General features: G+C 62.7%; 10 protein-coding genes. 2 read left to right on the top strand and 8 right to left on the bottom strand.

What is annotated here, in order from left to right:
• Window positions 1-125 precede the first annotated feature (125 nt).
• The 8 genes from AAHK21_RS11645 to AAHK21_RS11610 all read right to left on the bottom strand — a co-directional run bounded on the left by AAHK21_RS11645 (window position 126) and on the right by AAHK21_RS11610 (window position 9,933).
• A complete protein-coding gene (locus tag AAHK21_RS11645) occupies window positions 126-2,048 on the bottom strand; it encodes a PrkA family serine protein kinase (protein WP_023629260.1) in 1,923 nt (640 codons plus the stop codon).
• A gap of 282 nt (window positions 2,049-2,330) precedes the next feature.
• Window positions 2,331-2,660, bottom strand: a complete 330-nt coding sequence (glpE, locus tag AAHK21_RS11640; protein WP_367857296.1) for a thiosulfate sulfurtransferase GlpE — start codon at window positions 2,658-2,660, stop codon at window positions 2,331-2,333.
• A gap of 13 nt (window positions 2,661-2,673) precedes the next feature.
• On the bottom strand, window positions 2,674-3,531 hold the full coding sequence (locus tag AAHK21_RS11635) for a symmetrical bis(5'-nucleosyl)-tetraphosphatase (RefSeq protein WP_104444579.1): 858 nt from the start codon (window positions 3,529-3,531) through the stop codon (window positions 2,674-2,676).
• Window positions 3,531-3,911 carry a Co2+/Mg2+ efflux protein ApaG gene (gene apaG / locus AAHK21_RS11630; RefSeq protein ID WP_367857295.1) on the bottom strand — a complete coding sequence of 127 codons (381 nt, stop codon included), beginning with the start codon at window positions 3,909-3,911 and terminating at the stop codon, window positions 3,531-3,533. The genes AAHK21_RS11635 and apaG overlap by 1 nt, the downstream gene beginning before the upstream one ends.
• Before the next feature lie 128 nt (window positions 3,912-4,039).
• Window positions 4,040-4,840: a 16S rRNA (adenine(1518)-N(6)/adenine(1519)-N(6))-dimethyltransferase RsmA gene (gene rsmA, locus AAHK21_RS11625; RefSeq protein ID WP_367857294.1), complete on the bottom strand. Its 801-nt coding sequence runs from the start codon at window positions 4,838-4,840 to the stop codon at window positions 4,040-4,042.
• Window positions 4,837-5,826 carry a 4-hydroxythreonine-4-phosphate dehydrogenase PdxA gene (gene pdxA, locus AAHK21_RS11620; protein WP_367857293.1) on the bottom strand — a complete coding sequence of 330 codons (990 nt, stop codon included), beginning with the start codon at window positions 5,824-5,826 and terminating at the stop codon, window positions 4,837-4,839. Before pdxA ends, rsmA begins: the two co-directional genes overlap by 4 nt.
• A complete protein-coding gene (locus tag AAHK21_RS11615) occupies window positions 5,823-7,142 on the bottom strand; it encodes a peptidylprolyl isomerase (protein ID WP_102681930.1) in 1,320 nt (439 codons plus the stop codon). Before AAHK21_RS11615 ends, pdxA begins: the two co-directional genes overlap by 4 nt.
• On the bottom strand, window positions 7,123-9,933 hold the full coding sequence (locus tag AAHK21_RS11610) for an LPS-assembly protein LptD (protein WP_367857292.1): 2,811 nt from the start codon (window positions 9,931-9,933) through the stop codon (window positions 7,123-7,125). Before AAHK21_RS11610 ends, AAHK21_RS11615 begins: the two co-directional genes overlap by 20 nt.
• A gap of 132 nt (window positions 9,934-10,065) precedes the next feature.
• Between AAHK21_RS11610 and AAHK21_RS11605 the strand changes: the two genes are divergently transcribed.
• A complete protein-coding gene (locus AAHK21_RS11605; protein ID WP_367857291.1) occupies window positions 10,066-11,085 on the top strand; it encodes an aminoglycoside phosphotransferase family protein in 1,020 nt (339 codons plus the stop codon).
• Complete coding sequence (gene murU / locus AAHK21_RS11600; protein WP_367857290.1) at window positions 11,082-11,753, top strand: N-acetylmuramate alpha-1-phosphate uridylyltransferase MurU; 672 nt, start codon at window positions 11,082-11,084, stop codon at window positions 11,751-11,753. Before AAHK21_RS11605 ends, murU begins: the two co-directional genes overlap by 4 nt.

Here is an 11,753-nt window from a genome sequence, read left to right as displayed (position 1 = left end):
GGGCCCTCCGGTAGCTGGGTACAGCTGCAAGCTTCAAGCTACGAGCTGCAAGTAAAAGCAGTCGCTGCCGCCACGGGCCGGCGGGGTGCCGGGGCACACCGCCAAGCGCCCGGGGCGTGCCGCTTTTACTGCGATTTCCTGACCCGCAGGTACCATTCCGACAGCAGGCGTACCTGTTTGTCGGTGTAGCCACGCTCCACCATCCGGGTGACGAAATCGTTGTGCTTCTGCTGGTCTTCCTTGCTGGCCTTGGCGTTGAAGCTGATGACCGGCAGCAGGTCTTCGGTGTTGGAGAACATTTTCTTCTCGATCACCACCCGCAGCTTCTCGTAGCTGAGCCAGCTGGGGTTCTTGCCATTGTTGTTGGCACGGGCGCGCAGCACGAAGTTGACGATCTCGTTGCGGAAGTCCTTCGGATTGCTGATGCCGGCCGGCTTCTCGATCTTCTCCAGCTCCTCGTTGAGGGCGATGCGGTTGAGGATCTCGCCAGTCTCCGGGTCGCGGTACTCCTGGTCCTGGATCCAGAAGTCGGCATACAGCACGTAGCGGTCGAAGATGTTCTGGCCGTACTCGCTGTAGGACTCCAGGTAAGCGGTCTGGATTTCCTTGCCGATGAACTCGATGTAGCGCGGCGCCAGGTACTCCTTGAGGTAGCGCAGGTAGCGCTCGCGTACTTCGGCAGGGAACTGCTCCTGCTCGATCTGCTGTTCCAGCACGTACAGCAGGTGCACCGGGTTGGCGGCAATCTCATGCGGATCGAAGTTGAATACCTTGGAGAGAATCTTGAAGGCGAAGCGGGTCGACAGGCCGTTCATACCCTCGTCGACGCCCGCGGAGTCGCGGTACTCCTGGATCGACTTGGCCTTGGGGTCGGTGTCCTTGAGATTCTCGCCGTCGTAGACGCGCATCTTCGAGTAGATGTTGGAGTTCTCCGGCTCCTTGAGGCGTGAAAGCACGGTGAACTGGGCGAGCATCTTCAGTGTGTCGGGCGCGCAATGAGCCTTGGCCAGCGAGCTGTTGATCAGCAACTTGTCGTAGATCTTGATCTCGTCGCTGACGCGCAGGCAGTACGGCACCTTGACGATGTAGATACGGTCGATGAACGCTTCGTTGTTCTTGTTGTTGCGGAAGGTGTGCCATTCCGATTCGTTGGAGTGGGCCAACAGGATACCGGTGTAGGGGATCGCCCCCAGGCCTTCGGTACTGTTGTAGTTGCCTTCCTGGGTAGCGGTGAGCAGCGGGTGCAGCACCTTGATCGGCGCCTTGAACATCTCGACGAATTCCATCAGGCCCTGGTTGGCCCGGCACAGCGCGCCCGAGTAGCTGTAGGCATCGGCGTCGTTCTGTGGGAACTCCTCGAGCTTGCGGATATCCACCTTGCCGACCAAGGCCGAGATATCCTGGTTGTTCTCGTCACCTGGTTCGGTCTTGGCGATGGCGATCTGGTTGAGGATCGACGGATAGAGCTTCACCACCCGGAACTTGCTGATGTCGCCGCCGAACTCCTGCAGGCGCTTGGTGGCCCAGGGCGACATGATGGTGTTGAGATAGCGGCGCGAAATGCCGAACTCTTCCTCGAGGATCGCTCCGTCCTCGGTGGCGTTGAACAGCCCGAGTGGCGACTCGAAGACCGGCGAACCCTTGATGGCGTAGAACGGTACCTTTTCCATCAATTGCTTGAGTTTTTCGGCCAGCGACGACTTGCCGCCGCCCACCGGACCCAGCAGGTAGAGGATCTGCTTCTTCTCTTCCAGGCCCTGGGCGGCGTGGCGGAAGTAGGAGACGATCTGGTCGATGCACTCTTCCATACCATGGAAATCGGCAAAGGCCGGATAGCGGCGGATCACCTTGTTGGAGAAGATCCGCGACAGCCGGGAGTTGCTTGAGGTGTCGATCAGCTCTGGTTCACCGATGGCCAGCAACAGCCGCTCGGCCGCCGAGGCATAGGCGCTGCGATCCTCTTTGCACAGCTCGAGGTACTCCTGCAGCGAAAGTTCTTCCTGGCGGGTGGACTCGAAACGTTGTTGGAAGTGGCTAAAAATGCTCATGACGTCACCTCGCTCGATACGTGGAGACGACGCCGGATCAGTCAGCCGATGCTGGCATGCAACCGGTTTTGCTGGTTGCTGTATACCCCCCAGAACACCCTGTAACGCTACCGATGACCCGCACGCCGGTGTACCGGCTCTCCCCTTTTTTGGATGGCCTGGGCTTAAGGATAGTTGGTTATACGAGAGGTCAAGGGCGGGGAGCGGAGAAGACGCCTACGACCGTTCGTCAGGTCGGGCGCTAGCCCGCGCCAAGCGCGGGCTGCAGGAAAAATGAAAAAATTATTCGGCGCTGCCCTGGGCGGTTTCCGCCGGGTAGGTGTTACGCCACAGTTCGAAGCCACCATCGATGCTGTAGACGTTGGAGAAGCCTTGGCCGACCAGGTAGGCGGCGGCACTCTGGCTGGAATTGCCGTGGTAGCAGACTACCAGTGTAGGCGCGTCCAGGTCGGCGCTGCGGATGAAGTCGGCTACCGAGTGATTATCCAGATGAGTGGCGCCGGCGATATGGCCGGCGGCAAACGCCTGTGGGTCGCGGATATCGACAACGATCGCACCGTCGGCACGCAGGGCGAGGGCTTGTTCTGGGGAGATACGCTTGAATTCGCTCATGGGTGCGGTTCCTTCATGGCTGATCGTTGAGAGATGCCGGCGGGCGAGGGGTGCCTTCGCGGGTGCAGTCGCAGCGGTGGAATTCGCCGCTGTCGACATTGTACAGGGTCATCGCGCCCCCCCAGACACAGCCGGTATCCAGGGCAATCACGCCGGGGACGTCGACCCGGCCTTCGAGGGCTGCCCAGTGACCGAAGATGATTTTCACATGGCGCGAGCGGCGGTCCGGGTGAGCGAACCATGGTTTATAGCCTTTGGGTGCGCTGTCGGCGCCCTCTTTGCTCTTGAGGTCGAGCTTGCCGGTGGCGGTGCAGAAGCGCATGCGGGTGAAGTAGTTGGTGATCACTCGCAGGCGTTCGACGCCGGCCAGATCCTTGCTCCACTTGTTCGGCTCGTTGCCGTACATACCGTCCAGATACAGTTTCAGGCGACTGTCGTCGCGCAGCACTTCCTCGACCTCCGCCGCGAGCTCCAGTGCTTTGCCCAGGGTCCATTGCGGCGGGATACCGGCATGGGCCATGGCGATGCCGCGGGCTTCGTCGTAGTGCAGCAGTTTCTGCTGGCGGAGCCAGTCGAACAGCTGATCGGCGTCCGGGGCTTCGATGACTTCGCGCAGGGTGTCGCTCTTCTTCAGGCGCTCGACGTTGTGCCAGGCGGCCAGCAGGTGCAGGTCATGGTTGCCCAGCACGCAGACCAGCGCATGGCGGATAGAGTAGAGATAACGCAAGGTCTCGAGGGACTCGGGGCCACGGTTGACCAGGTCGCCCACCAGCCACAGGCGATCGACGGCCGGGTCGAAGCGTACGCGTTCGAGCAGGCACTTGAGTGGTTGCAGACAGCCTTGCAGGTCCCCGACGGCATAGGTGGCCATCAGTGCAGCGCCCCGGGCACGGCCAGGCGAAACGGGGCGATCTGGGCATCGAAGCGTTTGCCGTCTTCGGCGAACATCTGATAGCTGCCCTGCATGGTGCCGACGCGGGTGCTGATCACGGCACCGCTGCTGTAGGTGTGGCTCTGGCCTGGCTCGATCAGCGGCTGTTGGCCGATCACACCGGCACCGCGCACTTCCTCGACTTCGCCGTCACCGTTGGTGATCAGCCAGTGACGGGACATCAGCTTGGCCTTGAGCGTGCCGTTGTTCTGCACGGTGATGGTGTAGGCGAAGGCGAAACGGCTGCTTTCTGGGTCGGATTGTTCTTTGAGGTAGCGGGTCACGACGCTGACGTCGATCTGGTAGCGGGGGTCGTACATGCAAGGGCCTTGGGCGAACTGACGCAATAACGCAGTCTAGGCCATTGGCAGGGGTGGAGGCCAGTCATGCCTGAGCGCGGGGCAAGCCCATTCCCACGGTGGGACGGGCTTGTCCTGCGCAGGCTCGGTCAGGCCTGCTGTTCGGCCAGCTTGTCGGCCAGGCGCACGAAGGCGGCCAGGTCGAGCTGCTCGGGGCGCAGGCTGCCATCCACGCCAGCGGCTTCGATGGCCTGGCTGTCGAGCACGCCTTTGAGCGTGTTGCGCAGGGTCTTGCGGCGCTGGTTGAAGGCTTCGCGTACCACGTGCTCCAGCAGCTTGGGGTTCTTGGCCGGGTAGGGCAGCACTTCGTGGGGCACCAGGCGCACGATCGCCGAGTCCACTTTTGGTGGCGGGTTGAAGGCACCCGGGCCGACGTTGAACAGGTGCTCCACGCGGCAGTGGTACTGCACCATGATCGACAGGCGGCCCCAGTCGCCGCCGCCTGGGCCCGCGGCCATGCGTTCGACCACTTCCTTCTGCAGCATGAAATGCATGTCGCGGATCAGGTTGGCATGGGCCAGGAGGTGGAAGATCAGTGGCGTGGAGATGTTGTAGGGCAGGTTGCCCACCACCTTGAGGCTGCGCTCAGGCACGCCCAGCTGGTTGAAGTCGAACTTCAGGGCATCGCCCTGGTGCAGGCGGAAGTTGTCGCGCCCGGCGAACTTGTGTTGCAGGATCGGCACCAGGTCCTTGTCCAGCTCGACCACGTCCAGCTGAGCGCCGCTGCCCAGCAGGCCTTCGGTCAGGGCGCCCTGGCCCGGGCCGATCTCCAGCAGGTGTTCGCCGGCCTTGGCGTTGATCGCCCGCAGGATACGGTCGATGATTCCGGTGTCATGCAGGAAGTTCTGGCCGAAGCGCTTGCGCGCCCGGTGTTGGTATTGCTCGGTCATGGTCGGTTCTCGGCCATCTGGTAGGCGGTTTGCAGGGCGACGCGCAGGCTGCCGGTGTCGATCCGGCCGGTGCCGGCCAGGTCCAGGGCGGTGCCGTGGTCGACCGAGGTGCGGATGATCGGCAGGCCCAGCGTCACGTTGACCGCGGCGCCGAAGCCCTTGTACTTGAGCACGGGCAGGCCTTGGTCGTGGTACATCGCCAGCACCGCGTCGCAGTGCTCCAGATATTTGGGGGTAAACAGGGTATCGGCCGGCAGCGGGCCGCGCAGGTCCATGCCTTCGGCACGCAGGCGTTGCAGCGCCGGCTCGATGATGTCGATTTCTTCGCGGCCCAGGTGGCCGCCTTCTCCGGCATGCGGGTTGAGCCCGCAGACCAGGATGCGTGGGTTGGCAATGCCGAACTTGTCGCGCATGTCCGCATGCAGGATGCGGGTGACGCGCTCCAGGCGGTCGCCGGTGATGGCCTCGGCGATGTCCCGCAGGGGCAGGTGGGTGGTCACCAGTGCCACGCGCAGCCCGTGGGTGGCCAGCATCATTACCACTTGCGTGGTGTGGGTGAGGTCGGCGAGGAACTCGGTATGCCCGGAGAAGGCGATACCGCTTTCGTTGATCACGCCCTTGTGCACCGGCGCGGTGATCATCCCGGCGAAGTGCCCGTCCAGGCAGCCTTGTCCGGCACGGGTCAGAGTTTCCAGGACGAATGCGGCGTTGGCCTTGTCCAGCTGCCCGGCTGTCACCGGGCGGGCCAGGGGGGTATCCCAGACATACAGGCTGCCAGCGGCAGCCGGTTGCTCCGGCCAGGCGGTCGGCACAACCGTGATCAGCTTGACGTCCAGGCCCAGCTGCGCGGCCCGCTCGGCGAGCAGGTCACGGCTGGTGATGGCGATCAGGGGGTGGGGCTGGACCTCGGCGGCGAGCAGCAGGCACAGGTCGGGACCGATGCCGGCTGGCTCGCCGGGGGTGACGGCGAAGCGCAGGGGTTTCACTGGGCGACCTGGTCGGCGCCAGGCAGCTTGATTTCAACGTAGGCTTCGTCGCGGATCTGGCGCAGCCAGTTCTGCAGCTCTTCGTCGTACTTGCGGTTGCGCAGGACGTTCATGGCCTGCTGCTCGCGAGCCTGTTCGGTGCTGTCGGTGGCGCGGCGGCCCAGCACTTCCAACACATGCCAGCCGTACTGGGTCTTGAACGGCTTGGTCACCACGCCTTGCTCGGCGTTGGCCATCTGCTCGCGGAACTCAGGTACCAGGCTGTTCGGGTCGACCCAGTTGAGATCGCCGCCGTTGAGCGCCGAGCCCGGGTCTTCCGAGAAGCTTTTCGCCAGCTCGGCGAAGTTTTCACCGTTCTGGATCCGGTCGTACAGGCGCTCGGCCAGTTGCTCGGTGGCGGCTTCGCTGCGGATTTCGCTCGGTTTGATCAGGATGTGGCGTACATGCACTTCGTCGCGCAGCACGCTCTGGCTCCCGCCGCGCTTCTCTTCCAGCTTGAGGATGATGAAGCCGTTGGGGATGCGGATTGGCTGGGTGATGTCGCCGACCGCCATGCTGCTGAGCATCTTGGCGAAGTCTGGTGGCAGCTGGCCTGCCTGGCGCCAGCCCATTTCACCGCCTTCCAGCGCGTTTTCACTGCGCGAGCGAGCGATGGCCATCTGGCCAAAGTCCGCGCCTTGCTTGAGCTGCTGGTAGACATCGCCTACCTGGCGCGCGGCGGCCTGGATGGCCTCCGAGTTGGCGCCTTCCGGGGTAGGGATGAGGATGTTGGCCAGGCGGTACTCTTCGGACATCTGCATCTTGCCCAGGTCCGAGTTGAGGAAGTTCTTCACTTCCTGCTCGGAGACCTGAATGCGCTCGGCCACGCGGCGCTGACGCACGCGACTGATGACCATCTCGCGCTTGATCTGCTCGCGGGCATCGTCGTACGACAGGCCGTCATGGGCCAGGGCGGCGCGGAACTGTTCCAGCGACATGCCATTGCGCTGGGCAATGGTGCCGACGGCCTGGTTCAGCTCTTCGTCGGTGATGCGGATGCCTGAGCGCTCGCCGATCTGCAGTTGCAGGTTCTCGACGATCAGGCGTTCCAGCACTTGCTGTTCCAGCGCACTGGTGGGCGGCACGCCGCCGCCACGCTTGGCGATGGTCTGCTGCACTTCGCGAACGCGCTGGTCCAGCTGGCTCTGCATGACCACGTCGTTGTCGACGGTGGCCACGATGCGGTCGATGGGTTGTACCGCGGCATGCACCGCGCCACTCAGCATTGCGGCGCCCAGCATCAGCGGGCGCAGACGATCAATAAGCTTGCTCTTCACGGGTACGGTAACCTTGAATGCCTTTGTCGAGGAACGTTTCGACCTTGTTGCCCATCACACCACCGAGGCCCTTGAGAACGATTTGCAGGAATATGCCGTGGTCGCCTTTCTCGTTTTGCGGGAGTGCCTGGCTGAAGTCGTCGTAGTCGATCCAGTAACGGTTGATCAGGCGCAGCTTCCAGCAGCAGTTGTCATACTCGAAACCACCCATAGCCTCGAGGGTGCGGTTGCGGTTGTAGTCGTGCTGCCAGCGGGCGATGACGCTCCATTGCGGCACGATCGGCCAGATGACCGAGAAATCGTGCTGCTGGATCTTGTAGTAGTCCTTGATGTAGTTCGGAGTGCCCGGGGTGCCGTAATCACCACCGCCGACCTTCCAATTACCGGTCTGCGAATCATAGGTAATAAGGTCGTTGCGATAGCGATAACCGAGATTGACGATCTTGTTCGGGTTGTCCTCAGGCTGGTAGTGGAACATCGCGCTGCCCGAGCGGGTGCTGCGGCTGTCCGGATCCCAGTTGAAGTCCGAGTTGAAACGCCAGTCGCGGTTGAAGGCGTACTCATATTCAAGCGCGTACGGCGAGACATCCGACTTGCTGTCATCACGAGTACGGTAGTCGATGCCAGGCAGCTGTACCTTGCGATCCTTGAAATAGAACGCCTGGCCTATGCTGAAGCGCTGACGCTGGAAACCGTTGTCTTCTATCCAGCGGTTGGTCACGCCCAGAGACAGCTTGTTTTCGTCGCCGATGCGGTCGGTGCCGCTGAAGCGATTGTCTCGGAATAGCGAGGCGTAGTTGAAAGTAGTTTCGCCGGTGTCGAAGAGCGGGATGTCTGTCTGGTCCTTGTAGGGAACGTAGAGGTAGAACAAGCGCGGCTCGAGGGTCTGGCGGTAGTTTGTACCGAACAGTTGGGTGTTGCGGTCAAAGTACAGGCCGCTGTCAACACTGAAGATCGGAACATCCCGGTTCTGGTTGCTCTTGAAGTCTCCGTAAAGGCCTGTCATCCCAGGATTGTCGATCAGATCCCGCTTACCCTTGCCGTCCAGATCCAGATCGTAATGGGTATAGACATACTTTAGTTTCGGCGTGATGAAACCATAGCTGGCTTCCATCGGCAGGCTGATGGCCGGTGCAAGGTTGAGGCGGGTGCCATTGGAGCGAGCGACACCAAAGACGTTCTCATCCAGGCGACGACCAGGAATGCCAGCACTGGTGTCCAGATTGCCGTCCTTGTCCGTGACGATGTCATTCTTGAGGTCACGATCAAAGCGCACGGCTTCGGTTTCGTAGCTCAGGTCGAAACCGCCAGGGTGGTATGGCAGCATCCCGTTGAAGGTGATCTGCGGTAGCTTGTCGTAGGGTGTGATCTGCGAGATGGTTGCCATCTCATAGGCGTGCAGGTTCAGACGCGCAGTGTAACTATCGCCTCGATAGGTGAGCGCACCTTGCTGATTCACGAGGTCGCGGCTCTCGACTCCGATCTGGTCAGACTCCAGGTCCTGGAAATAGAACGGATCACTGATATCGGTGTAGTCCACCTCGGTCATCAGGCGATCGTCCAGGCCACCCTTGTGCTGCCAGTTGACCATCCAGCGATCTTTCTTGTAGTCCGTCTGCAGTTCGCGGTCGTCGTCCTTGTCGTTCAGGAAACCACCACCGAACTGCCCTTCGCTGGACTTGGTCAGGTAACGGAACTCACCTTCCATCAGCAGGCCGCGCTTGGCCATGTAGCGCGGGTACAACGTGGCATCGTAGTTCGGTGCCAGGTTGAAGTAGTACGGCGTGACCAGCATGAAGCCGGTGTCGCTGCTGGAGCTGAACGACGGCGGCAGGAAGCCGGACTGGCGACGGTCGTCGATCGGGAAGTAGATGTACGGTGTGTAGAACACCGGGAAATCCTTGACCCGCAGCGTCACGTTGGTCGCGGTGCCGAAGCCGGTGGCCGGGTTCAGGGTGATGTTGTTGCCCTTGAGCTGCCACGCATTGCTGCCCGGCTCACAGGTAGTATAGGTACCGTCCTTGAGGCGGATGATGGCGTTTTCCGCACGCTTGGCATACAGCGCGTTGCCGCGGATGTGCGACTTGTGCATCACGTATTCGGCGTTGTCGACCCGGGCCTCGCCGGTATCGAGCTGGATCTGTGCCTCGTCGCCGACCACCAGCGACCCGTTGTCACGGATCTTGACGTTGCCCTTGAGCTCGCCGCGGTTTTCGGCCTGGTACAGATTGGCCTCGTCGGCCTCGGCCTGCATGCTGCCCTGGCGCATGACCACGTCACCGGCGAGGGTGGCGATCTGCTGCTCCTGCTGGTACTTGGAGACCTTGGCGTTGATGTAGGTCGGCGACTCGTCCTTGGGCGTGGAGTCGCTCATGCCCGGGCGGGTCGGCTCGATGTAGGCGCCGCCGCAGTACGGGCCAGTCTCGGCCAGCTGCGCGGCAGTGAGCTTCTCGCGCGGGACCCAGTCCAGATGGCTGTAGTCTTCGCTGCGCGACTTCAGGCCGCGGCCCTTGGCCTCGGTGACCAACATCGGCTTTTCGGCCTCTGCCGCGGCGACTTCGCCGGGTGCCTCGGCACCCGCGCTGGCAGCGGCAGCACCCGGGTGTACCGGGCGCGGAGGCAGGTTGGCAGCGGTCTTGGGCTTGCAGTCCCAGCCACCGGAAGCGGACACTTGGCAGTCGAACTGCTCGGCCGCTACCACGTACGACGTGGCCAGGGGTTGCAGGGCCAGCAAACCGCCAGTCACGAGCAACGGAAACTTTCTACGAAACGCGGGGGATTTCAATGCCATCTTATTAGTCCGGGCTTCCTGCGTGCCATCTGCCCGCGTGTGGGGGCCGCACGCCTCTCGATGGTCTGAAAAAGATGCTGGATAATAAAGCATGACCCGCTTGACGGCTAGGGCCGTCGGAGAACCCTTGTAATGCCCGATCACGATGTACGCCTGCAACAACTGACCGCCTGGCTTGCCGGGCAGCTGGAGAACCTCTTCCGTACCAATGCCTGGGGCGAAGTGCCCGCCGGCAGCCTGACCGCCGCCAGCAGCGATGCGAGTTTCCGCCGCTACTTCCGCTGGGAGGGCGCCGGGCACAGCTTCGTGATCATGGATGCGCCGCCGCCCCAGGAGAACTGCCGCCCGTTCGTCGACATCGACCATTTGCTGGCCACGGCCGGCGTGAACGTGCCGGTCATCCATGCCCAGGACCTGGAGCGCGGTTTCCTGCTGCTGGGGGATCTGGGCCGCCAGACATACCTGGACATCATTGATAAGGACAATGCCGATGCCCTGTTCGCCGACGCCATCGAAGCGCTGCTGGCGTTCCAGCGCTTGCCGATGGACGCGCCACTGCCCAGCTACGATGTTGCCCTGCTGCGCCGTGAGGTCGAGCTGTTCCCCGAGTGGTACGTGGGCCGCGCGCTTGGCCTGAGCTTCAGCGACGCGCAGCAGGCCACCTGGCAACGGGTCAGCCAGCTGCTGATCGACAGTGCCCTGGACCAGCCCAAGGTACTGGTGCACCGCGACTACATGCCGCGCAACCTGATGCACAGTGCGCCAAATCCAGGCGTGCTGGATTTCCAGGATGCGGTCTATGGCCCGGTCACCTACGACATCACCTGCCTGTTCAAGGACGCTTTCCTCAGCTGGCCCCAGGCCCGCGTCGAGGGCTGGTTGCATGATTACTGGCGCAAGGCAAAGACCGCCGGGATTCCGGTACAGGCTGACTTCGAAGCCTTCCAGCGTGCCAGCGACCTGATGGGGGTGCAGCGCCACCTCAAGGTGATCGGTATCTTCGCGCGCATCTGCCACCGCGACGGCAAGCCACGCTACCTGGCCGACGTTCCGCGTTTCTTTGCCTATATAGATGAGGTGATCAGCCGCCGGCCTGAGCTGGCCGAGCTGGGCCAGCTGATTGCCGAACTCCAGGCCGGGGCGCGTTCATGAAGGCGATGATCCTGGCGGCAGGCAAGGGCGAGCGCATGCGCCCGCTGACCCTGCACACGCCCAAGCCGCTGGTGCGAGCCGCCGGCAAGCCGTTGATCGAGTACCACCTTGAGGCGCTGGCCCGTGCCGGTATTGGCGAGGTGGTCATCAACCACGCCTGGCTTGGCCAGCAGATCGAGGATCACCTGGGCGATGGCAGCCGCTTCGGCCTGGTGATCAGCTATTCGCCGGAGGGCGAACCGCTGGAGACCGGTGGCGGGATCTTCAAGGCGCTGCCGTTGCTGGGTGATGCGCCGTTCATCCTGGTCAATGGCGATGTCTGGACCGACTACGACTTCGCCGGCCTGAATGCGCCGTTGCACGGCCTGGCGCATCTGGTGCTGGTGGACAACCCCGGCCACCACGGCCGTGGCGACTTCCGCCTGGCGGACGGGCAGGTGAGCGATGGCGATGACGCCCCAGGAACGCTGACTTTCAGTGGTATCTCTGTGCTGGACCCGGTGCTGTTTGCAGGTTGTCAGCCCGGCGCATTCAAACTGGCCCCCCTGTTGCGCAGCGCCATGGCCGAAGGGCGGGTGAGCGGCGAGCACTATGGCGGGCACTGGATCGATGTCGGCACCCTAGAGCGCCTGGCCGAAGTCGAGCGCCTGATCGGGGAGCGTGCCTGA

Source organism: Pseudomonas sp. TE50-2 (genome assembly GCF_040813665.1).
Taxonomy (GTDB): Bacteria; Pseudomonadota; Gammaproteobacteria; order Pseudomonadales; family Pseudomonadaceae; genus Aquipseudomonas; species Aquipseudomonas soli.
Note: the sequence above shows the minus strand (reverse complement) of the source record. Positions and strands in the feature narration are given on the sequence as shown.

What these genes read in the sequence shown, in the direction of transcription:
- AAHK21_RS11645 (WP_023629260.1), bottom strand. Translation starts at nt 2,048, where the DNA reads ATGAGCATTTTTAGCCACTTCCAACAACGTTTCGAGTCCACCCGCCAG.
- glpE (WP_367857296.1), bottom strand. Translation starts at nt 2,660, where the DNA reads ATGAGCGAATTCAAGCGTATCTCCCCAGAACAAGCCCTCGCCCTGCGT.
- AAHK21_RS11635 (WP_104444579.1), bottom strand. Translation starts at nt 3,531, where the DNA reads ATGGCCACCTATGCCGTCGGGGACCTGCAAGGCTGTCTGCAACCACTC.
- apaG (WP_367857295.1), bottom strand. Translation starts at nt 3,911, where the DNA reads ATGTACGACCCCCGCTACCAGATCGACGTCAGCGTCGTGACCCGCTAC.
- rsmA (WP_367857294.1), bottom strand. Translation starts at nt 4,840, where the DNA reads ATGACCGAGCAATACCAACACCGGGCGCGCAAGCGCTTCGGCCAGAAC.
- AAHK21_RS11610 (WP_367857292.1), bottom strand. Translation starts at nt 9,933, where the DNA reads ATGGCATTGAAATCCCCCGCGTTTCGTAGAAAGTTTCCGTTGCTCGTG.
- AAHK21_RS11605 (WP_367857291.1), top strand. Translation starts at nt 10,066, where the DNA reads ATGCCCGATCACGATGTACGCCTGCAACAACTGACCGCCTGGCTTGCC.
- murU (WP_367857290.1), top strand. Translation starts at nt 11,082, where the DNA reads ATGAAGGCGATGATCCTGGCGGCAGGCAAGGGCGAGCGCATGCGCCCG.